The sequence below is a fragment of the Streptomyces sp. NPDC050988 genome, from assembly GCF_044456225.1.
Classification (GTDB): domain Bacteria; phylum Actinomycetota; class Actinomycetes; order Streptomycetales; family Streptomycetaceae; genus Streptomyces.
This window is the reverse complement of record NZ_JBITFQ010000007.1, coordinates 221,274-242,387: the sequence shown is the minus strand read 5'-3', so window position 1 is coordinate 242,387 and position 21,114 is coordinate 221,274. Positions and strand designations below refer to the sequence as shown.

General features: G+C 71.2%; 17 protein-coding genes. 9 read left to right on the top strand and 8 right to left on the bottom strand.

The window, feature by feature from the left end:
* Positions 1 to 28: 28 nt before the first annotated feature.
* Together paaK and ACIBEI_RS18685 are read right to left on the bottom strand one after the other, a co-directional pair.
* Positions 29 to 1,324, bottom strand: a complete 1,296-nt coding sequence (gene paaK, locus ACIBEI_RS18690) for a phenylacetate--CoA ligase PaaK (RefSeq protein ID WP_398890024.1) — start codon at positions 1,322 to 1,324, stop codon at positions 29 to 31.
* A gap of 199 nt (positions 1,325 to 1,523) precedes the next feature.
* Positions 1,524 to 3,146, bottom strand: a complete 1,623-nt coding sequence (locus ACIBEI_RS18685) for an acyl-CoA synthetase (protein ID WP_398890023.1) — start codon at positions 3,144 to 3,146, stop codon at positions 1,524 to 1,526.
* Positions 3,147 to 3,333: 187 nt separating this feature from the next.
* On the opposite strand from ACIBEI_RS18685, the gene ACIBEI_RS18680 reads away from it, so the two are divergent.
* The 5 genes from ACIBEI_RS18680 to ACIBEI_RS18660 all read left to right on the top strand — a co-directional run bounded on the left by ACIBEI_RS18680 (position 3,334) and on the right by ACIBEI_RS18660 (position 7,733).
* Complete coding sequence (locus ACIBEI_RS18680) at positions 3,334 to 4,134, top strand: crotonase/enoyl-CoA hydratase family protein (RefSeq protein WP_398890021.1); 801 nt, start codon at positions 3,334 to 3,336, stop codon at positions 4,132 to 4,134.
* A gap of 103 nt (positions 4,135 to 4,237) precedes the next feature.
* Entirely contained in the window at positions 4,238 to 5,179 is a 942-nt protein-coding gene (locus ACIBEI_RS18675) for a Zn-ribbon domain-containing OB-fold protein (protein ID WP_398890019.1), read from the top strand.
* Entirely contained in the window at positions 5,180 to 6,244 is a 1,065-nt protein-coding gene (locus tag ACIBEI_RS18670) for a thiolase domain-containing protein (protein WP_398890018.1), read from the top strand.
* The gene (locus tag ACIBEI_RS18665; RefSeq protein ID WP_398890016.1) at positions 6,241 to 7,407 is read left to right on the top strand and encodes a thiolase domain-containing protein; all 1,167 of its coding nucleotides are present in this window, start codon (positions 6,241 to 6,243) and stop codon (positions 7,405 to 7,407) included. The genes ACIBEI_RS18670 and ACIBEI_RS18665 overlap by 4 nt, the downstream gene beginning before the upstream one ends.
* A gap of 83 nt (positions 7,408 to 7,490) precedes the next feature.
* Entirely contained in the window at positions 7,491 to 7,733 is a 243-nt protein-coding gene (locus ACIBEI_RS18660) for a DUF397 domain-containing protein (protein WP_055617755.1), read from the top strand.
* A 217-nt stretch (positions 7,734 to 7,950) separates the two neighbouring features.
* On the opposite strand, the gene ACIBEI_RS18655 is transcribed toward ACIBEI_RS18660, so the two are convergent.
* Positions 7,951 to 8,631 carry a pyridoxal 5'-phosphate synthase gene (locus tag ACIBEI_RS18655; RefSeq protein WP_398890014.1) on the bottom strand — a complete coding sequence of 227 codons (681 nt, stop codon included), beginning with the start codon at positions 8,629 to 8,631 and terminating at the stop codon, positions 7,951 to 7,953.
* A gap of 67 nt (positions 8,632 to 8,698) precedes the next feature.
* Here ACIBEI_RS18655 and ACIBEI_RS18650 point away from each other — a divergent pair, with 67 nt between their 5' ends.
* The 4 genes from ACIBEI_RS18650 (at position 8,699) to ACIBEI_RS18635 (ending at position 13,659) form a co-directional block, all read left to right on the top strand.
* On the top strand, positions 8,699 to 9,292 hold the full coding sequence (locus ACIBEI_RS18650) for a CGNR zinc finger domain-containing protein (protein ID WP_398890011.1): 594 nt from the start codon (positions 8,699 to 8,701) through the stop codon (positions 9,290 to 9,292).
* Positions 9,293 to 9,301: 9 nt separating this feature from the next.
* On the top strand, positions 9,302 to 9,724 hold the full coding sequence (locus tag ACIBEI_RS18645; RefSeq protein WP_398890009.1) for an ACT domain-containing protein: 423 nt from the start codon (positions 9,302 to 9,304) through the stop codon (positions 9,722 to 9,724).
* Positions 9,725 to 9,834: 110 nt separating this feature from the next.
* Positions 9,835 to 12,900, top strand: coding sequence for an ATP-binding protein (locus ACIBEI_RS18640; RefSeq protein WP_398890007.1), 3,066 nt, complete (start codon positions 9,835 to 9,837; stop codon positions 12,898 to 12,900).
* A 261-nt stretch (positions 12,901 to 13,161) separates the two neighbouring features.
* Positions 13,162 to 13,659 (top strand): hypothetical protein, encoded by a 498-nt coding sequence (locus tag ACIBEI_RS18635; RefSeq protein WP_055610485.1) that lies wholly within the window; start codon positions 13,162 to 13,164, stop codon positions 13,657 to 13,659.
* Between the two features lie 50 nt (positions 13,660 to 13,709).
* Here ACIBEI_RS18635 and ACIBEI_RS18630 read toward each other — a convergent pair whose 3' ends face one another.
* The 5 genes from ACIBEI_RS18630 to ACIBEI_RS18610 are packed head-to-tail and all read right to left on the bottom strand — an operon-like array spanning position 13,710 to position 21,049.
* Positions 13,710 to 14,972, bottom strand: a complete 1,263-nt coding sequence (locus ACIBEI_RS18630) for a type III PLP-dependent enzyme (protein ID WP_398890005.1) — start codon at positions 14,970 to 14,972, stop codon at positions 13,710 to 13,712.
* Entirely contained in the window at positions 14,969 to 16,864 is a 1,896-nt protein-coding gene (locus ACIBEI_RS18625; RefSeq protein ID WP_398890003.1) for an IucA/IucC family protein, read from the bottom strand. Before ACIBEI_RS18625 ends, ACIBEI_RS18630 begins: the two co-directional genes overlap by 4 nt.
* Positions 16,852 to 18,054: an MFS transporter gene (locus ACIBEI_RS18620; RefSeq protein WP_398890001.1), complete on the bottom strand. Its 1,203-nt coding sequence runs from the start codon at positions 18,052 to 18,054 to the stop codon at positions 16,852 to 16,854. Before ACIBEI_RS18620 ends, ACIBEI_RS18625 begins: the two co-directional genes overlap by 13 nt.
* On the bottom strand, positions 18,051 to 19,850 hold the full coding sequence (locus ACIBEI_RS18615) for an IucA/IucC family protein (RefSeq protein WP_398890276.1): 1,800 nt from the start codon (positions 19,848 to 19,850) through the stop codon (positions 18,051 to 18,053). Before ACIBEI_RS18615 ends, ACIBEI_RS18620 begins: the two co-directional genes overlap by 4 nt.
* Positions 19,851 to 19,867: 17 nt before the next feature.
* Complete coding sequence (locus ACIBEI_RS18610) at positions 19,868 to 21,049, bottom strand: acetyl-CoA carboxylase biotin carboxylase subunit family protein (RefSeq protein WP_398889999.1); 1,182 nt, start codon at positions 21,047 to 21,049, stop codon at positions 19,868 to 19,870.
* Positions 21,050 to 21,114 lie beyond the last annotated feature (65 nt).

Genomic DNA, 21,114 nt, shown 5'->3' with positions numbered 1-21,114 from the left:
AGTGCCATTGCCGGTGCGGGCGGCAGGTCTAGCGCGGGCGCAGGTCCATGATCCGCTTGATCTTCCCCACCGACCGCTCCAGTGACTCCGGTTCGACGATCTCGACGGTGACCGAGACGCCGATGCCGTCCTTCACGGCCGCCGTGATGGAGCGCGCGGCCTCGTCGCGGATCTCGGGCGTGGCGCCGGCCCGGGCCTCGGCGCGCACGGTGAGCGCGTCGAGGCGGCCGTCGCGGGTCAGCCGCAGCTGGAAGTGCGGGGCGACGCCCGGTGTGCGCAGGACGATCTCCTCGATCTGGGTGGGGAAGAGGTTCACACCGCGCAGGATGACCATGTCGTCACTGCGCCCGGTGATCTTCTGCATCCGGCGGAAGTTCCGGGCCGTGCCGGGCAGCAGCCGTGTGAGGTCCCGGGTCCGGTAGCGGATCACGGGCATGGCTTCCTTGGTGAGCGAGGTGAAGACCAGCTCGCCCTCCTCGCCGTCCGGCAGCAGCTCGCCGGTGATCGGGTCCACGATCTCCGGGTAGAAGTGGTCCTCCCAGATGTGCAGGCCGTCCTTCGTCTCGACGCACTCCTGGGCCACTCCCGGGCCGATCACCTCCGACAGCCCGTATATGTCGACCGCGTCGATCGCGAAGCGCTCCTCGATCTCCCGGCGCATCTCCTCGGTCCAGGGCTCGGCACCGAAGACGCCCACCCGGAGGGAGGTGCCCCGCGGATCCACGCCCTGCCGCTCGAACTCGTCGAGGAGCGTCAGCATGTAGGAGGGCGTCACCATGATGATCCCGGGCTTCAGATCCTGGATCAGCTGCACCTGGCGGGCGGTCATGCCGCCGGACGCCGGAATGACCGTACAGCCGAGCCGTTCGGCGCCGTAGTGGGCGCCGAGCCCGCCGGTGAACAGCCCGTAGCCGTACGCCACATGCACCGTGTCACCGGGCCGGGCGCCGGCCGCGCGGAGCGAGCGCGCCACCATGTCGGACCACATGGAAAGGTCGTTCTCGGTGTAGCCGACGACCGTGGGCCGCCCGGTGGTACCGCTCGACGCGTGGATGCGGCGGATACGGTCCTGCGGCACGGCGAACATCCCGTACGGATAGTTCTCGCGCAGGTCCGCCTTCGTGGTGAACGGGAAGCGTGCCAGATCGGCGAGCGAGTGGCAGTCCTCGGGCCGGAGCCCCGCCTTGTCGAAGGAGTCCCGGTAGAAGGGCACGTTCTCGTAGGCGTGCCGCAGCGATGCCCTCAGCCGCTCCAGCTGGAGTGCGCGCAGCCCCTCCGCGTCGAGCCGCTCGCCCTCGTCCAGCAGGTCCGTCGAATCCGCCATGGGGAGCTCCCTCACCAAACGTGCCATTCCAGGCGACCGATCATTCGGTCGCTCTGCTCTGGATCAGTAATTCAGGGGTACGGGCCGTCGTCAAGGCATGCGGCGGCCACAGGGTAGGGACAGGTGGGTCCTGTGCGCGGCGGTACGGCGGAGGGAGCGGCCGCCGTACCGTCCTGTTGCGCTGTTTGTTTCGGCAGCTCTAGCGGGCGGCCTCCGCGGCCACCGAGCGTGCCCATCGATAGTCGGCCTTGCCGCTCGGGGAGCGCTGGATGGAGTCCGTGATCACCAGCTGGCGCGGGATCTTGTAGCCCGCGAGATGGGTGCGGCAGTGCGTCTGGATGTCGTCCAGGGACGGCCGTCCGGCGCCTGTACGCAGCTGGACCACGGCTGCCACGTGGTTGCCCCACTTCTCGTCGGGCACTCCGGCGACCAGCGCGTCGTACACATCGGGATGCGACTTGAGCGCCTGCTCGACCTCCTCCGGGTACACCTTCTCGCCGCCGGTGTTGATGCACTGCGAACCGCGCCCGAGGACGGTGACGACCCCCTCCTCGTCGACGGTCGCCATGTCGCCGAGCAGCACCCATCGCGCGCCGTCCTTCTCGAAGAAGGTCTCGGCGGTCTTCTTGGGGTCGTTGTAGTAGCCGAGGGGCACATGGCCGCGCTGGGCGACGCGCCCCACCTCGCCGACGGGGACCGGCTCGTACGTCGCCGGATCCACCACCTGCGTACGGGAGTTGACGCGGATCCGGAACCCGCGGTCGGGGCCGGAGTCCTCCGTGGCCGTGCCGTTGAAGCCGGACTCGGAGGAGCCGAAGTTGTTGAGCAGCATCACGTTCGGAATGAGCGCCTGGAACTGCGCGCGCACCGTCTCCGACATGATCGCGCCGGAGGAGGAGACGCTGAACATGGACGAGGTGTCGGTGCCCTTCATGGGCCCGTTCAGCGCGTCGATGAGGGGCCGCAGCATCGCGTCGCCGACCAGCGACACGCTGGTGACCTTCTCCTTCTCGATGGTCCGCAGCACCTCCTCGGGCACGAACTTGCGGTGGATCACGATGCGTTGGCCGAAGTTGAAGCCGATGAAGGCGGTCAGGGTCGAGGTGCCGTGCATCAGCGGGGGCGTGGGGAAGAAGGTGATCCCCTCGCCGCCGGCCGCGACCCGCTCGGCGACCTCCTCCGGCGTCTTCACCGGCTCACCGGTCGGAGCGCCACCGCCCAACCCCGAGAAGAACAGGTCCTCCTGACGCCACATCACACCCTTGGGCATCCCGGTCGTGCCGCCGGTGTAGATGATGAACTGGTCGTCGGGGGAGCGGGGCGGGAAGCCGCGCCCGGACGATCCGGAAGCTTCGATGTCGGCGAAGTCCACCACCGTCGGCAGCGCGGGTGCGTCAGGGGCCGGAGCGCCCACCCGTACGAGATGCCGCAGCGCCGGCGTGCGCGGCAGGGCCGCCGCGACCCGTTCGGTGAACTCCGTGTCGAAGACCAGTGCCGCCAGATCCGCGTCCCGGTAGAGGTAGACCAACTCCTCTTCCACGTACCGGTAGTTGACGTTGACCGGCACGATCCGGGCCTTGAGGCAGCCGAGGACGGTCTGCAGGTACTCGATGCCGTTGTAGAGGTGCAGCCCGAGATGCTCGCCGGGGCGTATGCCGCTGTCGATCAGGTGGTGGGCGACGCGGTTGGCCGCCGCGTCCAGCTCCGCGTAGGTGAGCCGGCGCTCCGCACCCGTACCGGGGTGGTCGATGTAGACGAGCGCCTCGCGGTCGGGGACCACGTCGACGACCGACTCGAACAGGTCGGCAAGGTTGTACTCCACCGCTCCTCCTGACCCCGGCAAGCTTCGACGATTGGACGTGCGTCATCGCTTCGCCGGTCATCAGAGCAAAGCCCGCCACAACTGTGAAGGGTCCGCGCAGAAGAAATCTGACTGGCTGTCAGAAAACTCTTGAACTGGCCCCTCCGCTCCTGCAACCTGTTCTCGTTCCTGAGACGGGAGGACGGCAATGGGTGGGACGGAACACCTCACCGTGCAGCGCGAAGGCGCCACACTGGTGCTCACGCTCAACAGGCCCGAGGCCAAGAACGCGCTCTCGCTGCCGATGCTGGTCGGCCTGTACGACGGCTGGGTCGGGGCCGACGCGGACGACGCCATCCGCTCGATCATCCTCACCGGTGCGGGCGGCGCGTTCTGCGCCGGCATGGACCTCAAGGCCCTCGCGGGCAAGGGGATGGAGGGCCAGCAGTACCGGGACCGCCTCAAGGCCGACCCGGATCTGCACTGGAAGGCGATGCTGCGGCATCACCGGCCCCGCAAACCCGTGATCGCCGCCGTCGAGGGCTACTGCGTGGCCGGCGGTACCGAGATCCTTCAGGGGACCGACATCCGGGTCGCGGGGGAGTCCGCCACGTTCGGGCTCTTCGAGGTGAAGCGAGGGCTGTTCCCGATCGGCGGTTCGACGGTCCGTCTCCAGCGGCAGATTCCGCGGACGCACGCGCTGGAGATGCTGCTCACCGGCCGTCCCTACTCGGCCCGGGAAGCCGCCGACATCGGCCTGATCGGGCATGTCGTCCCCGACGGGACGGCTCTGGAGAAGGCCCTCGCGATCGCCGGGCAGATCAACGACTGCGGTCCGCTCGCCGTCGAGGCCGTCAAGGCGTCCGTGTACGAGACCGCCGAGATGAGCGAGGCCGACGGGCTCGCGGCCGAGCTGAAGAGGGGGTGGCCGGTCTTCGATACGGCCGATGCGAAGGAGGGAGCGAGGGCCTTTGCGGAGCGGCGTCCGCCGGTGTTTCGGAGGGAGTGAGCTCCGCGTGCGGCCGGTTTGAAGCTGCGGGCTCGTTGCGGCTGGTCGCGCAGTTCCCCGCGCCCCTCACGGGGCGCAGCCCCCTGTCCTGTGAGGAGAACCCGTGCCCGAAGTCCTCAAAGCACCCCTGGTTGTCGAATTTCCCTTCACCCGATCCCTCGGTCCCGTCCAGAGCGCGTTTCTCACCGGGCTGCGTGAGCGGGTCGTGCTCGCGGTGAAGACCCGGGACGGGCGGACCCTGGTGCCGCCCGTCGAGTACGACCCCGTCACCTCGGAAGAGATCGGTGAGCTGGTCGAGGTCGGGTCCACCGGGACCGTCACCACGTGGGCCTGGAACCACGAACCCCGCCGGGGCCAGCCGCTGGACAGGCCGTTCGCCTGGGTCCTGGTGAAACTGGACGGCGCCGACACCGGCCTGTTGCACGCTCTCGACGCCCCGGGCCCCGCCGCCGTACACACCGGGATGCGGGTCCGGGTCCGCTGGGCCGAGGAGCGTTCGGGGGCCATCACGGACATCGCCTGCTTCGAACCGTACGACGGGGACAGCGCCGAACTCACCGGCAGCGACGGCCGGTTCGAGGACATGGTGACCGGCATTGTCGCACCCGCCCGCCTCGACTACACCTACTCGCCCGGCCGAGCCCAGTCCGGCTACATCAACGCGCTCTCGGACCGGCGGGCCGTCGGCGAGCGGTGCCCGTCCTGCCGCAAGGTGTACGTCCCGCCGAGGGGTGCGTGCCCCACATGTGGTGTGGCCACATCGGAGCAGGTCGAGGTGGGACCGCGCGGCACACTCACCACGTACTGCATCGTCAACATCAAGGCGAAGAACCTCGACATCGAAGTGCCCTACGTCTACGGGCACATCGCCCTGGACGGCGCCGACCTCGCCCTGCACGGCCGCATCGGCGGTATCCCCTACGACCAGGTGCGAATGGGCCTGCGCGTCGAGCCGGTGTGGACGGACGGGGGCCGCTTCCCCGACCACTACCGGCCCACCGGCGAACCCGACGCGGACTACGACACGTACAAGGAGCTGGTGTAGATGTCCGCGCCGAGGCCGCTGAGGGACATCGCCGTCGTCGCCTTCGCCCAGACCGACCATCTGCGCACCTCCGACGAGCTCTCCGAGGTGGAGATGCTCATGCCCGTCCTGCACGAGGTGATGGAGCGGACCGGGCTGAAGACCAGTGACATCGGCTTCACCTGCTCCGGCTCCACCGACTATCTGGCGGGCCGCGCCTTCTCCTTCACGATGGCACTCGACGGCGTCGGCGCCTGGCCGCCGATCTCCGAGTCGCACGTGGAGATGGACGGGGCGTGGGCGCTGTACGAGGCCTGGACGAAGCTCCTCACCGGCGAGGCCGACACCGCCCTCGTGTACGCGTACGGCAAGTCGTCCCCCGGGTCGGTGAGGGACGTGCTGACGCGGCAACTCGACCCCTACTACGTGGCGCCCCTGTGGCCCGACTCCATAGCCCTGGCCGCTCTGCAGGCTCAGGCCCTCATCGACGCGGGTGACACGGACGAGCCCGCGCTGGCCGCCGTCGCCACCCGCAACCGCGCCTCGGCCGCCGACAACTCCCATGCCCAGCTGAGGGGTTCGGTGCCGCGGGGCGACTACGCCGTACGTCCCCTGCGTACCGGCGACTGCCCGCCCATCGGCGACGGGGCCGCCGCGGTGATCCTCGCCGCGGGGGAGCGGGCCCGTGACCTGTGCGAGCGGCCCGCCTGGATCCGGGGCATCGACCACCGCATCGAGGCACACGGTCTCGGCGTGCGGGACCTGACCGACTCGCCGTCCTCGCGACTGGCGGCGGAACGGGCCGGGGCCTTCGAACGGCCCGTCGACACCGCCGAGTTGCACGCCCCGTTCACCTCGCAGGAAGTGGTGCTGCGCAAGGCCCTGCGGCTGGACGACAGCGTCGACGTCAACCCGTCCGGGGGACCGCTCGCCGCCAACCCCATCATGGCCGCGGGACTCATCCGCATCGGTGAGGCGGCCGCCCGGATCCAGCGCGGAGACTCCAACAGGGCGTTGGCGCACGCCACTTCGGGTCCGTGTCTGCAGCAGAACCTGGTCGCCGTACTGGAGGGAGACCCGCGATGAGCAAGGAGCCCGTGGCCGTCGTCGGGATCGGCCAGACCAAGCACGTCGCGGCCCGAAGGGACGTGTCGATCGCGGGACTTGTCCGCGAGGCAGCCCAACGCGCGCTCGCGGACGCCGAGTTGACGTGGGCGGACATCGACGCCGTCGTCATCGGCAAGGCGCCCGACTTCTTCGAGGGCGTCATGATGCCCGAGCTCTACCTCGCCGACGCCCTCGGCGCGGTCGGCAAACCCATGCTGCGCGTCCACACAGCGGGCTCGGTCGGCGGATCCACCGCGCTCGTCGCCACGAACCTGATCGCGGGACGCGTCCACGGCACCGTACTGACCCTCGCCTACGAGAAGCAGTCCGAGTCGAACGCCATGTGGGGCCTGTCCCTGCCGATCCCCTTCCAGCAGCCCCTGCTCGCCGGCGCGGGCGGCTTCTTCGCCCCGCACGTGCGCGCCTACATGCGGCGCACCGGCGCCCCCGACGGGGTCGGCTCCCTCGTGGCGTACAAGGACCGCCGCAACGCGCTCAAGAACCCCTACGCGCATCTCCACGAGCACGACATCACCCTGGAGAAGGTCCAGGCCTCGCCCATGCTCTGGGACCCGATCCGCTACTCGGAGACCTGCCCGTCCTCCGACGGCGCCTGCGCGATGATCCTCACCGACCGCGCGGGAGCGGCCCGTTCGCCGCGCCCGCCCGCCTGGATGCACGGCGGCGCGATGCGCAGCGAGCCGACGCTCTTCGCGGGCAAGGACTTCGTCTCGCCACAGGCCGGCAAGGACTGCGCGGCCGACGTGTACCGGCAGGCCGGCATCGCCGACCCCCGCCGCGAGATCGACGCGGTGGAAATGTACGTCCCGTTCTCCTGGTACGAGCCCATGTGGCTGGAGAACCTGGGCTTCGCCGCCGAGGGCGAGGGATGGAAACTCACCGAATCCGGCGTCACGGAACTGGACGGGGACCTGCCGGTGAACATGTCGGGCGGGGTGCTCTCCACCAACCCGATCGGGGCCTCCGGGATGATCCGGTTCGCGGAAGCCGCACTTCAGGTGCGTGGACAGGCCGGGGATCACCAGGTCGACGGCGCCCGCCGGGTCCTCGGACACGCCTACGGCGGCGGGTCCCAGTTCTTCTCGATGTGGCTGGTCGGAGCCACGCCGCCCACCTCCTGAAGCTGTCCCCCTCACGTGGCCTGTGCGCGGCAGGGACCGAAAGCTAGGCTGGCCGCGGACGACGAACCGGGAGGAGCACGGACGTGGCCGAGAGCACCATCCAGCAGCACCCGCTCGCGGGCTGGGACAAGCCGGAGCTTGACCTCAGCAGCGCCGACTGGCATTCCAGCAGCCGCGGACAGGGGGATGTCCAGATCGCCTTTGTCGAAGGCTTCATCGCGATGCGCAACAGTGGCCGCCCGGAAAGCCCCTCCTTGATCTTCACGCCCGCGGAATGGGGCGCGTTCGTGTCGGGGGCGCGGGAAGGGGAGTTCGACCTCACGTGAGAGGACGTGGGGGAGCCTGACCCGACAGGCGGGGCGTTCCTTCTCCTCTGTCCGGGCACGCGATCTTCGGCTGTTTCCCGGGGTGAGGCCTGAGCGAGGCCGACCCCGGGAAACCGAGGTCGCCGACGGGCCGTTCGCGGGCGTTCGGCCCGGTCACGGCCGTACGCAGGCCGTCTCGTCACGGCTGCGCGGCAGCCGCCTCCTTCACGGCCATCCTTCAGGGCCACAGCAACTGCTTGTCCCAGCCCTCCCCGGAGCGCACGTACACCAGCCGTGTGTGCCGTCGCTCCTTGTCGCCCTGCCAGAACTCGACGGACTCGGGGCGTACCGAGTGCAGGGTCCAGCCGGGCGCCACGAGATCCGGCTCGGCCTCCAGCCGGGCCAGCGACTCCTTCACCGCCGTGTCGCGCTCGGCGAGGTCCGCGAGAGGCTGCGACTGACGGCCGAGCAGAGCCTCCGCGCGGGCACCGGCACTCCGTGCCAGGAAGTCGGCCGCACTGTCCTCGGAACTCTCCGGCGCGACCGGTCCACGTACCCGGATCTGTCGTGCGAGCCGCGACCAGTAGAAGGTGAGCGCCGCGTAGGGCCGTTCCGCCAGATTCCGGGCCTTGAGGCTGCCGCCGTCCGACGCGAACCGCCAGCCGTCCGGACCGAGCCCCTTGAGGATCAGGGTCCGCGCCGTGGGATTCCCGTCGGCACCGGCCGTGGAGACCGTCATGGCGTGCGGCTCGCGCACCCCGGCGTCCACGGCGGCGAGCAGCCACTCGGCGAACAGCTCCGTCGGCGTGTCCGGGGCCTCGGACGGGTCGAACACGGGCAGCTCGCCCGCGAACACTTCCAGGCCGCGCAGCAGTTGATGCAGATCCTCCACCGGCACACTCCCCGCTCGGGCGCTCATGGACGCGCTCGGGCGCCAAGGAGAGTGCCCGTGCGCTAATGGATGCGGTTGACCGTATCATTAGCCCATGAACGTCTCGATCGGCGCGGACGCCCGCCTCGCCCTGGACCTCGCTCTCACCATCCGCCACGACGGCCACGGCGGAGTCGCCGACGACCTCGCCACCGCGGAGGGCCTCACCGCCTGGGTGCGCGAGCGTCCGGAGACCGGCGCCCACGGGTTCGACGCCGACGACACGGACCTGGCCGCGGTACGGGATGTGCGCGCCGCCGTGCGTGCCCTGTTCGCCCGCGCCGTACTTCCCGGTGAACCGAGCCCGGCCGACGCCGCCCGGCTCATGCCCGTACGGGACGCCGTCGAGCGGCTCAACACCCGCGCGGCCCTGACTCCGACCGTCCCCGTCCTGTCGTGGACGGAGGGCGCCGACCCCGTCGTACGCCAGCAACCCGCGCACGGCGACGCCGAGCTCACCGCGGCCCTCGCCCGCGCGGCCATCGCCTTCCTCGCGAGCCCCGACCGGCAGCGGCTGCGCGCCTGCCACGCGCCGCGCTGTGTGCGCTACTTCCTCAAGGACCACCCCCGTCAGGAGTGGTGCAAGCCCTCGTGCGGCAACCGTGCCCGTGTCGCCCGCCACCACGAACGACACAAGAAAACGGCATAGCCTTCGCGTATGGGCGGTCCTGGCGGTAAGAGCGCAGAACGTGATCTCGGTCGACTGCTGAGCGGTATGGCACCCGCCCTGCATCCCGGCCGCTTCGTCTTCACCACCGTTCCAGGGACCACCGCGCCCCCAGGACTCTCACCGGTCGTCACCGTCGTCGAGGACGAGGGCCTCACTCTCGTCGTCGAGCAGGAGGACGCCGACGCCGCGCGTCTGACGTACGACTTCGTGGCCGGCTGGATCACCCTGCGCATCCACTCAGCGCTGGACGCCGTCGGCCTCACTGCCGCCGTGGCCCAGGCACTGGCCGAAGCGGGTCTGAGTTGCAACGTCGTCGCGGGCTTCCACCACGATCACCTCTTCGTGCCGCACGAGCGCGCCGCCGAGGCCGTGGCCCTGTTGGAACGGCTGGCCGACCGCTCCGGTCGGTAACGGCCGAACGGGTCCACGCCACTGGCTCCGGGCGTACGCTGAGGTGCCTGTAGGTCACGGAGCGCACCGTCTCCCCGCGCCGGTCGCACCACCGTGGCAGGGGGTGCGGCATGGGTCAGCGCGGCATGCGGAGCAGAAGGACACTCTTCGAGCGCGAGAGTGAACTCGCGGCTGTGGACGAGGCGTTGGCCGAAGTCACCGGGCTGGGAACGGACGGCGGACGCCCGCTTTCGGACGGCACCGGGCCTCGTCGGGACGCCACTGGCCTTCGTCGAGACGCCACTGGCCCTCGTCGAGACGTCGCCGACTCTCGTCGGGGCGGCATCGGGCCCGGTCAGGACCTCACCGAACCGTACGACCGGCCCCGCGGGGGCCTGCTCGCCTTCGCCGGACGCGCCGGAATCGGCAAGACCACCCTTCTCGCCGAAGTACGCCGTCGCGCCACCACCATGGGCTGCACGGTGCTGTCCGCGCGCGGCGGCGAACAGGAGCAGCGTGTCGCCTTCCACGTCGCACGCCAGCTTCTGCAGCCCCAGCTCGCGGGCGTCCCGGAGGCCGAACTCCGTGCCTCGCTGGGCAGTTGGTACGCCATCGTCGGGCCCGCACTGGGCCTGTGCGCCCCCGCCGAGGGCGCGCCGCCCGACCAACAGGGCCTGCGCGACGGCCTCGACTGGGTGCTCACGCACCTCGCGATCCGGCGCGCCCCGATGGTGCTCGTCCTCGACGACGCGCACTGGGCCGACGCCGAGTCACTGCAGTGGCTCGCCGCGTTCGCACCCCGCGCCGAGGAACTGCCCCTGCTGCTCGTCGTCGCCTACCGTCCCGACGAACTCCCGGACCACGCCGAGCCGTTCAGGGACCTGCCCGGCCGCGCAGGCGGGCGCCCCCTGGACCTGGAACCGCTCAGCGCGGTCGCCGTCGCCCATCTGGTGCGCGAGACTCTGGGCACCCAGGCGGACGACGCGTTCTGCCGCGAATGCTGGGCCGTGACCGCGGGCAACCCGTTCGAGGCCGTCGAACTCACCGCGAAGGTACGCGACCGCGGTCTGACCCCCACCGAGGCCGGGGCACATCTGCTGCGCGACCTGGCCGCCGCGGTCAAGGGCAGCGGACTCGTCGCCCGCCTCGAACGCCTCGGCACCTCCACCGTCCGCTTCGCCTGGGCCTGCGCCGTCCTCGGCACCGAGATCCCTCCGGCGCTGGCCGCGGCCGTGGCGGGCCTCGGCTCGGAGGAGGCCGCCGACGCGGCGGACGCCCTGCGCGGCGCCCGCATCCTCACCGGCGCGGACACCCTGGAATTCGTCCACCCGCTCATCGCCACCGCCGTCTACCGGGCCATTCCCCGGGGAGTACGGGTGGCCCTGCACGGCCAGGCCGCCTGGTGCGTCGTCGACGCCGGCCTCGGCTCCGCCGCCGCTGCCCGGCACCTCATGGAGACCCACCCCGACGGCGACGTCTGGGTCGTCCAGCAGCTGCGCGCCGCCGCCCGCGAGACCCTGCGCGCCGGAGCCCCCGACGCCGCCCGCCGCCACCTCGCCCGGGCGCTGCGCGAACCCCCGCCCGCCGGGGAACGGGCCGCCGTGCTGTACGAACTCGGCAGCGCCTCCCTGCTCACCGAACCCGCGACCACCGTCAACCACCTGCGGGCCGCCCTCGAAGAGCCCATCGCCGACACCGAACTGCGGCACAACATCGTCTACCGGCTCTCCCAGGTCCTCGCCCACAGCGACCGCCTCGCCGAGGCCTCCGACGCGCTCTCCCGCGAGATCAAGGTGACCGGCGACGCCCGCGTACGGCTGCGCATGCAGTCCGAGCAGTTCATGTGGGACGCCTTCCGCGCCGACGAGCCCGACTCACCGGCCCGCTCCCGCCGCCTCACCCGGCTCGCCGACCGGCTGACCGGCCGCGACCTCACCGAGCGCTATGTGATCGGCCTGCGGGCCTGGGACGCCACCCTGCGCGGCGAACCCGCCCACATCGCGGTCCGGCACGCCGAACGCGCCCTCGCCGGCGGCTTCGGCTGGGCCGAGGCCGACCGCGGCTTCGAGGTCCCCGTCCTGGTCGCCCTCACCTTCATGTACGCGGACCGGCCAGGGCGCACCGAGGAACTCTTCGCCGCCGGGATCGCCGACTTCGAACGGCAGGGCTGGCACGGGGCCCACCTGTCCTTCGGCTACACCCTCCTCGCGTACGTACGCTTCCGCCGCGGCCGTCTCGCCGAGGCCGAGGACTTCGTACGCGCGGGGCTCCGGCTGGCCGAACGCGTCGGGCCCGGCACGCCCGCCCACTGGTACGCCGTCGGCACCCTCATCGAGATCCTCCTCGCCCGGGGCCGGATCACCGAGGCCACCCGGACCGCCGAGGAGTACGCCTTCGGGGAACCGTTCCCCGCCGCCGTCGTCTTTCCGGACGCCCAGACCGTGCACGGCGAGCTGCTGCTGGCCAGGGGGCTGACGAAGGACGCCGCCGTCGAACTCGCCGCCGCCGGGCGCCGCCTCGACCCGCGCGGTATGCGGAATCCGTCCTGGTGCCCCTGGCAGCTGCACCTCGCCCGCGCTGAGAGCCACGACGCGCCGGAGCGGGCCGTGGCCACGGCGTTCGAGGCAGTGGGCCGGGCCCGGCTCTTCGGTGCCCCGTCGGCGATCGGCCAGGCACTGCGTGCCGCGGCCGACGTCTCCTCGGGCTCGACCCGCGTGAAACTCCTCGAAGAGTCCGTCGGCCACCTGGAACGCTCCCCGGCCGCGTACGAACTGGCCTGTGCCCTCGTCGCCCTCGGCACGGAGCTGCGGCACGCGGGCCGCCCGAAGGAAGCCGCCGAGCGCCTCTACCAGGGGCTGGAGGCGGCGGTGCAGTGCGGCGCCGACGGGCTTGTCGAGACCGCGCGCGACGAACTGGCCGCCGCCGGGTTGCGGCCGCGCCGTCTCCACAGCACCGAGACGGACACGCTCACCGCCCGCGAACGCGCGGCCGCGGCACTCACCGTGCGCGGTCGCACCCTGGCGGGTGTCGCCGAGGAGCTGCACACCGAGGAGCCGGCGGTGGTGCGACTGCTGTCGGCGGTGTACCGGAAGGTGGGCACGGACCGGGCGGGGCTGCGGGCGGCGCTGGACGAGGTGGGGGCAGCGGAGAGCGCGGAGACGGGGGGAGAGGGATCGGAAGCGGGGGCGAAGGGCTAGTCAACGGGTGTGGGCCCACGGGTGTGGGGCAACAGGCGGAGGCAAAGCAAACGCTTGTTGGCAAGTGCTCGGTGGTGTGCGCCGGGGCCGGGGCAACGAGCGTTGGCAAACAGTCGGTGACGGAAACGGCTCGAAGTCGCCATGCGATGGTCAACGCCCGTCGGTGGACCGGCCCCAGTCAACGCGTGATGGCCAACGTTCGCTGGCCAACGGCCGTCGACCCCACGCCCGTCCACCCCTCGGGGCACGTACCATTGCGGCATGTCCTTCCTCCGCCGCCGCAGCGCCACTCCCGCCGGGCCTGAATTCGACGTTCTGGCCATGGACCCGGGCGACTGGCCCGGCAATCTCGGCGCGGGCCTGCTGCCCGCGCCCGATGGAAGCTGCCAGGGCGTGTTCCTGCGCTACGACCTGTTCGGCGGCCGCGGCCCCGCGATGATCATCGGCAATCTGCCGGAGGGCTCACCGGCCCGGGACGTCGCCGAGGGAGAGGTCCCGTTCGAGGTCGCGCAGCTGCTGCTGGCCCTGGAGAACGAGGAAGAGGTCACGGTCGTCGGGGCCGAGGACATGCCGGTGATGCAGGGCGACAACCTCCTCATCGTGCGCCGCCTCAAGCTCTCCGAGACGCGGATCTCCTGCGTCCAGTTCGACCGCAGCGACAACGTCCTGGTGACGATCGCCGCCTGGGACCGCCCCATCACCGACGATCTCTACGCGCTCCTGAAGCCCCTGCCCGCGGAGCTCTTCCAGCAGGGCTGAACCCCGCCGCCCGCGGCGAACCGAACCGCCGGCGGACGGCGAGACCACGTTCAATGCGCGAACCCCTCGCCCTGCGCCCCCTCACCCCCGGCCGATTCGGTATCCACGTCGTCCAGGAAGTGGAACCCGGGCCGAGGGTGCATGAGGAAGTCGTGGTGGGAGATGTTCCACGCGTAGGCGCCGGCCAGCGCGAACGCCACACGGTCGCCCGCCCTCAGCCCCGGCGCCCGGACGTTCCGGGCCAACACGTCCTTCGGGGTGCACAACTGGCCCGTGAGCGTGACGAGTTCGCGTCTCGCGGCCGACCGCGGCCAAGGATGAGCCCAGTCCTGCACCGCGAGCACGGTGCAGGGCTGGTCGTGCCCCTTGGTCGCGGGCGTGCGCATGTGGTGCGTGCCACCGCGCACCACGGCGAACTCCTCCCCGTGGCTCTGCTTCACGTCCAGCACCTCGGTGGCGTACCAGCCGCAGTAAGCGGTCAGCGCCCGCCCCGGCTCGATACGCAACGTCAGATCCGGGTACCGGGAGACGAGTTCGGCGAGCCCCTCGCCGTACGTGACCCAGTCGAATCGCTCCTCCGGAGCGGCGTAGTCGACCGTCATGCCCCCGCCGACATTCACCTCGGCGAGCCGCACCCCGTCGTGCCGTTCAGCCAGCCCCACGGCCCACTTCACGATGGACTCGGCCACCGCGAGCTGCTCCGCAGCCCGGAGCCCACTGGCCAAGTGGGCGTGAATGCCCCGGAGTTCGAGGTGCGGATACGTGCCGTCGGTGAGCAGACGCATCACCGAGTCCGCCTCTGACGGGTCGAGGCCGAAGGGCGTGGGACGGCCGCCCATCGCCAGCGAGCCGGCGGCCAACGAGCCGGACGCCACGGGGAGGTTGAAGCGCGGCAGGACCGCGACCCGGCTGCCGGGCGCGGCCCGCCGGGCCAGTTCGGCCAGCATGTGCAGCTCGTACTCGCTCTCCACATGGAAACGCTCCACGCCCAGCTCCAGCGCGGCCGTGATCTCGTCGGGCGTCTTGCCCGGACCACCGAAGGCCAGCGAGCGGCCCGGAACCGCCTTGGCGACATGGTCGAGTTCGCCGCCCGAAGCGACCTCGTAGCCGTCCACGTACGGGCCCAGCGCGGCCAGGATCTCCGGCTCAGGGTTGGCCTTGGCCGCGTAATACAGCTCGACCCGCTCGGGCAGGGCGGCCCGCACGGTCGCGGCGTGTTCGCGCAGTGCCGCCAAATCGTAGACGTAGGCGGGGAGTTCGCCGGAAGGCAGGGAGAGCACGCGGTCCCGTACGTCGGTGGTGGGGTTGGTCATCGAGTGCTCCCGGTCGTGTGGCGGAGGATGTCCTCGCCGAGCGGAGAGGGCAGGCGGACGTATCCGGCCTCGCGGTCGGCCTTGCGCTCCCAGCGGGTGAGGAGGTTCGCCTTGGCGGGCAGCGGTACTCCGGCGAGCAGAGCGGCCAGCGGCGGCGGGCAGCCGTGCCGGTCGGCGTACTTCTGGAGCGTGAGGCGGACCTCGGCCCACAGCGCGGCCTCGGCATGGGGGTGCAGATCGGCGAGCGCGGCGAGCAGCTCGGCGATGTGGTTCACGAGCAGGCAGTAGACGACCCGGTCCCAGCCGCGCTGCGCGTCGTACGTCATCGGGCCCGCGACCTCGGGCGGCAGCGCGGCGAGGGTCTCGGCGTGGTGCTCGGGCACGAGCTTGGTGCCCTCCAGGTCGCGGAAGAGGACCTGGGCCGGCATGCCGTCGCCGTCGACGCAGATCAGCACGTTCTGCAGATGGGGTTCCAGCACCAGACCGTGGTCGAAGTAGGCGGCGAGGACCGGCGGCACGAGCAGCCTGAGATAGGCCGACCACCAGTCGAGCGCGGCATGCGGACCAGCCGCGTCGAGAAGGTGGGAGACGTGTGCGGGACTCGTCGGGTACTCGTCCGCGACGGCCGCCGCGAGCAGCGGGGTCGTGCCGGGCAGAAGGTGCCGGGTCAGGCCCTCGCGGACGATGACGCCGAAGCCTTCGAGCAGCTCGCGGTCCGGGGTGCCGTCCGGTCCGGGCAGGGCGAGGCTGCGGTACGCGGGCTCGCGGAGCACCGCGCTGCCGGGGAAACGCTCGGCCAGGTCGGCCAGGGCCGGGTCCAGGGCACGGGTGAGTGCGACGGCCCCGGACAACTCGTAACTCGCGTTCTTGCGCAGGCAGTTGGTGATCCGGACGTTCAGGCTGAACTTCAGGAACGACTCGCCGTCGTACAGCGTCCGTACGGACGCCGTGGCGGCGAAGGGCCTGCCGCCCGGGCCGAGGTCGAGGATGTCCCCGCGCCCGAGGGCCGCGCGCAGTGCGGGGTGCTCGCGGAGCATCGCGTACTGCCAGGGGTGGGCGGGCAGCAGCCGGAAGCCGTCGGGCACGTCTGTTCCGCTCCTACGGCCCTGCCGGTCCCGCCGGTCGAGCGCGTCGAGCGCATCGAGGGCACCGGGCTCCGTGGCCTCTTCGGCGATCAGGTGCTCGCGTACGGCCAGGTGGCGCAGGGGGAAGGCCGCGCCGGCCTCCGGCGAGTAGGCGAGCCAGGAGTCCGCGTCTCCGGTGCGCGCCTTGGGCGTGGGGTGGAAGCGGTGCCCGAACAGCAGCGACTGCTCGGACGCGAGGTAGGCGGCGACGGGCGTGTCAGCCGACAGCGAGTCCGCATCCGCCCGTACGGGGATCGCGCTCGGGTCGACCGCTACCTGCACGGCGGCGAGCGAGTTCGCGCCGGGCCCGGCCTGCGCGGAGAGAGGACGGGGGCCGTTCCCGGCCCGTACGGCTAGAGAGGCGGCGATGGTCCGGTGGCTGGAGTCGATCTGTTCGAGGAACTCCTCGTTGCGCACACCGGTACGCAGGGACAGCTCGTCCCGCGTGTACTCGGCCAGCCGCCGCCAGCCGACCACGTGCCAGCCACCGTCGGCCGTCCGCTCGCTCACCGGGCCGGCGAAGCGGTGCGCGCCGAGCAGCGACGTACGGCGCAGGGCGACGCGCAGCAGCACACCGCGGCGGGGGAGCCGCAGCAGCAGACGGCCATCGGTGAGGGCGGTCTGGCGCTCGGGCGCCGTCACCTCGCGCAGCAGACAGTTGAGGAGGGTGTGCGCCACGGCCTCGTCCGGGGACGGGAGTTCGGCCCGGGAGGCGGGCGCGGTGGTGGAGGCGCGGGTGCTACCGAGCGACTCGGTCAGCGAGGGCATGTGTGGCTCCAGCGGGTGCAAAGAGAGCGGAGGATGGTCGCGCATACGGTGATCAGTGCGACGGCCGCGCCGGTGAGTAACGGTGCGGTCGGGCCGTAGCGGGCGCTGCCCGCCGCCGCGGCCACGCCGGCGGCGACCGCGCCGGCCTTGGAGAAGAACTCCAGCGAGCCGAACAGCCCGCCGGGGGAACGGCCCTTGACACAGTCGGCGGTCAGCACCGACAGACACACCAGGCCGAGCGTCAGGCCCACACCGAGGATCAGCCGTACGCCGATGAGAGTGGGGAGGGAGTCGGCCACACTGTGACCGGCCAGTCCGATCGCGACGCAGACGAATCCGAACACGATCCCGGCCCGGGCGCGGTCCCGGAAGGCGGTGTGTACGGGCATGGCGGCCATGAGGTAACAGAGGTGGGGCACGGCGAACAGCACGCCCGCCAGCGTCGGTGACGCGCCCGGTATTCGTTCCTCGACAAGGGAGATGAGGTAGGGGAAGGAGATGACCGTGGAGAAGACGAAGGCGAACTCGAGCGCGTACAGCGAGCGAAGCGCCGCCGCCGGGACGGGTTCGGACGTCTCCGACACCTCCGTCAAGTGGGCCTCCTCCAGCTTTGGTTCGGGCAGTACGGCGAGCAACAGAGCGGCCGCCAGCGGGAGAAGGGCGAGCAGCGCGTACTGGCGATGCGGTGACAGCCAGGACGACAGGAAGCCGACGACGACCGGCGCGACGACCAGGGCCGCCCGCGCACTGCCGTGCATCAGCGTGAGCGCCCTGGACAGATGGGGTCCCTCCAGCGCGGCGCCGAGGTAGCCGTTGGACGCCGCGAACGTGCCACCGAGGATGCCCTGCAACACCAGAGCCGCAGTGAAGGTGCCGAGCGAATCGGCCCACCCCGCGAGCAGGAAGGCGACGGCAAGCCCCAACTGGGCGCACAGCAAAAGCCGTTTTCGTCCGAAGCGGTCCGCGAGCCGGCCCCACAGAGGGGCACCCAACGCGCCGAACACGGTGGGCACGACATACAGCAGACCCGCCCAGCGAGCCGTCCGATCTCCCAGCTCCGGCAGGATCTCGGTCAGGAACGGCGGCAGCCCCAGCGCCGCGAACGACGCCACGAAGTAGCAGCCCGTGACCGCGTGCACGTGCCGGGGGCCGAACCCGGGGCGGGGCATCCGCAGGACTTCGGCGGTCATGCCGAATCCCCCGTGCGCAGAAGGTAGTTGGGGCCGGTCGTGTAGTGCTTGTTGATGTCCGCAGCGCCCGAACGTTCCTTGGTGAGCAGGGTTCCCGCGGTGACCATCGCCTTCACTGGCAGGCGGGGCGAGTCCAGCACCTGGGCCCGCAGTGCGGCGCCGGGTCCACCTGCTCCCGTCCCGAGCCGCTCGATCGCCTCGGCGAGTCGGTCGCGTACGAGCCGCAGCAGCACCGGAAGCGGAGCGCGACCGTGCCGGGCGAGCCCGAACGCGTAGGCGCCCGCGCACAGATGGACCGTGATGGTGGTGAACAGGTCGACGACCGGCTGGTCGCTCTCGGTGAAGGTCCGGGCGTCGTCGAAGTCAAGCGGGCCGGTGGCATCGCCCCCCAACTGCTCTCTCAGGCGCGCGGCGTTGATGCGGGGTCCGTCGTTGTCCTTCAACAACAGCCGCAGCCGTGTGCGGCCCTCGGCGCGCCGGTCGAGGACGAGCGAGATGTTCTGCTGGTGCGACTCCAGCGCGATCCCGTACCCGAACAGCGTGGTCTGCCAGTCGAAGAGCAGCGCGAGCCAGGCGTCCAGCAGGGCGAGCGGGTCGCCGCCGTAGAAGCGGTCGGCCAGGTGGTCGATGACCAGCCGGCCACCCGGTGCTTCGGCGAGCAGCGCGGCCATCGGCACGACGACGGAGTCCTGGAGACCGGCGGGGTAACGCCGGAAGAGCGCGGCGAGCAGTTCGTGCCCGGCGTGCGCGTACATGGTCTCGTCGGCGTGCAGGATCGTGTCCTGGAATCGGGGCTCGCGGGCGACGACCTGCTCGATAAGACGCTGTCCCGCGGCTCCGTCGACGAGTGTCCCGGGCTTGATGGTCCGCCGGTTGCGCAGGCCCAACGTGGCGGTGGCCAGGGGGAGTTTGACGTGCAGCAACGGGTCGGCGGACAGGGCGACCGTACGCATCGACAGGGTCGGCGCGGCTTCGAGGTGGGCACGGTCGGCGAGCACCGCGCGCTCCGTCAGACCGGTGGCACGCAGGGCCCCTTCCAGCGGCGCACCGACGGTCAACGGGTGCACGGGCAGGGTCACGTGCGTACGGTCGAGCGGCCCCAGCCCGAGAAGCCCGGGCGTGGGCCAGTGGTCCGGAAAGATGCCGGTGACCGCTTCCCGGGGCACGGCGAGCCAGCGCAACGAGAAGTGCGGATGGAACTCCGGTGCGTACGCCCGCAATTGCTCCTCGGCGAGCCCGGATCGGCCGCGTGCCGTGGGATAGACGGGATGGTCGAGACGGGCGGCGAGGGCGTCGAACGCCAGCCCGGCCGTCAGCCCCGTCCAGTCGGCCGGATCCGCACCAAGCCGGTCCGTCAGCCGCTCGGCGACCTCCGACCGGTCCGAGTCGTGCAGCCGCATGGTGGCCAGCGTCTGACGGCACTCCTCCGCGAAGGCGTCGAACCCGCCCTGGTCGACGGGGTCGGCCAGGGCCCGCAGCGCGCCAAGGATCTCGTCGCACGTCTCGTAGGGGCTGGGCGCGGCTCCCTCGGACTCCCCGACGAGCAACGGCAGCCGGGCAGCGAACTCGCACTGGAACCCGTCCTCGACGACGGGCAGCAGGAGAAGACCCCCTTGTCCGTCGGCCCGTTGCAGCCAGGCGCCGTCCGGTCGTCGCACCAGCGTGCTGCGCGTACGCAGGCCGACCACGTCCTCACGCAGCAGGGCGCTGAGCACTCGGATCACCAACTCGCCCTCGGTGGGGTCGGTCTCCGGCCGCGGGCGGTGTCCGCCCCCCGCTTCGAAGGAGTCGCCGATCGTCGCAGTCGGGCCCGTCACCGCTGGATCTCCCACCGCTGTCCGGCCAGGAACTCGGCCACCGCCTTGTCCACGGCCTCCTGGTCGGTTCCCATGGCCCGCAGCACGCCGAGGAAGTCGCGATTGGTGTGATACACCTCGTGCCGCTCGCCGACCTCCCGAAGCGGGCGATACGTCAACTGCACTCCGTCGACGGCCAGTTCGGTTGCGGCGGGGGCAGCGGTCAGCGTCCCGGCGCTCTCGGCACAGGGGTACTCCAGCCGAGCCGCACCGTCACCCCGCGCGCCCAGGTCCGCCGGCAGACGCTCACCCAGATGCGTACGCAGGATGTGCTCGAAGAGCGGGATCTCCAGCAGGCGTGCCAGCAGCAGATCGCACTGGTCGCCGATGGCGCGGTAGTTGACCTCGATGATCCGCGCCTTGCCCTCGTGGACGACGAATTCGGTGTGGCAGGCGCCGAATCCCACGCCGAGCGCGTCGAGTTGGGCCAGCACCTGGGCGACGACCGGCTCGGGATGGGCCGCGACGAAGGTCAGCCGTTCCTCTATGAAGTACGGCGGTGGTGACACCGTGGTGTGAAATCCGCCCAGGACATGGCGGACGTGGCCGTCGCCGAGCGTCTCCAGGGTGTACAGCTCGCCCGGCAGGTACTCCTCGACGACCAGGGCGGCCCCCGGGCGACGGCTGCGGATCTCCGTGCAGCGCGCCAGCAGTTCCTCGGGACCGTAGACGAGCACGACGTCCTCGCTGGCCACGCCCTCGCGCGGCTTGACCACACAGGGGTACGGGACGTCGAGGGCGGCCAGGCCCGCGAGATCGGTGACTTCGGTCGACCACACCGTGTCGGCGCCGACGGAGGTGAGATGGCGACGCATCTCGGCCTTGTCCTTGGTACGCAGGGTGACCCACCAGTCCTTGCCCGACAGACCGAAGTAGTCGGCGGCCAGGGCGGCCTGGGTCTGCAGATGATCGCTGTTGGTGAAGACCGCGTCGGGGCGGTGATGGGTCGATATCCGGGTGACGACGGCACGGAAGTCGCGTACGTCGCACTCCAGGATCTCGACCTCCGGATACACGCTCCGGTGGGCGTCCGGCTGGTCGGTGAGGAGCGTGACGTCCAGCCCGAGCCGCGCCGCGGCGGGCAGAAACCCTTCGGTGACGGAGTCGGTCGGGTTGAGGGCGAGTAGATACATACGCATGCGCGAGGACAACTTCCGCTCGTGGGTGGAGGGTTGAGGGCGTGTCCGGGAGGCCGGTCACGTTC

Coding starts and splice junctions, on each gene's coding strand:
- paaK (WP_398890024.1), bottom strand. CDS start 1,324: ATGGCGGATTCGACGGACCTGCTGGACGAGGGCGAGCGGCTCGACGCG.
- ACIBEI_RS18630 (WP_398890005.1), bottom strand. CDS start 14,972: ATGACCAACCCCACCACCGACGTACGGGACCGCGTGCTCTCCCTGCCT.
- ACIBEI_RS18655 (WP_398890014.1), bottom strand. CDS start 8,631: ATGAGCGCCCGAGCGGGGAGTGTGCCGGTGGAGGATCTGCATCAACTG.
- ACIBEI_RS18680 (WP_398890021.1), top strand. CDS start 3,334: ATGGGTGGGACGGAACACCTCACCGTGCAGCGCGAAGGCGCCACACTG.
- ACIBEI_RS18625 (WP_398890003.1), bottom strand. CDS start 16,864: ATGCCCTCGCTGACCGAGTCGCTCGGTAGCACCCGCGCCTCCACCACC.
- ACIBEI_RS18610 (WP_398889999.1), bottom strand. CDS start 21,049: ATGCGTATGTATCTACTCGCCCTCAACCCGACCGACTCCGTCACCGAA.
- ACIBEI_RS18645 (WP_398890009.1), top strand. CDS start 9,302: ATGGGCGGTCCTGGCGGTAAGAGCGCAGAACGTGATCTCGGTCGACTG.
- ACIBEI_RS18665 (WP_398890016.1), top strand. CDS start 6,241: ATGAGCAAGGAGCCCGTGGCCGTCGTCGGGATCGGCCAGACCAAGCAC.
- ACIBEI_RS18635 (WP_055610485.1), top strand. CDS start 13,162: ATGTCCTTCCTCCGCCGCCGCAGCGCCACTCCCGCCGGGCCTGAATTC.
- ACIBEI_RS18670 (WP_398890018.1), top strand. CDS start 5,180: ATGTCCGCGCCGAGGCCGCTGAGGGACATCGCCGTCGTCGCCTTCGCC.
- ACIBEI_RS18640 (WP_398890007.1), top strand. CDS start 9,835: ATGGGTCAGCGCGGCATGCGGAGCAGAAGGACACTCTTCGAGCGCGAG.
- ACIBEI_RS18650 (WP_398890011.1), top strand. CDS start 8,699: ATGAACGTCTCGATCGGCGCGGACGCCCGCCTCGCCCTGGACCTCGCT.
- ACIBEI_RS18620 (WP_398890001.1), bottom strand. CDS start 18,054: ATGACCGCCGAAGTCCTGCGGATGCCCCGCCCCGGGTTCGGCCCCCGG.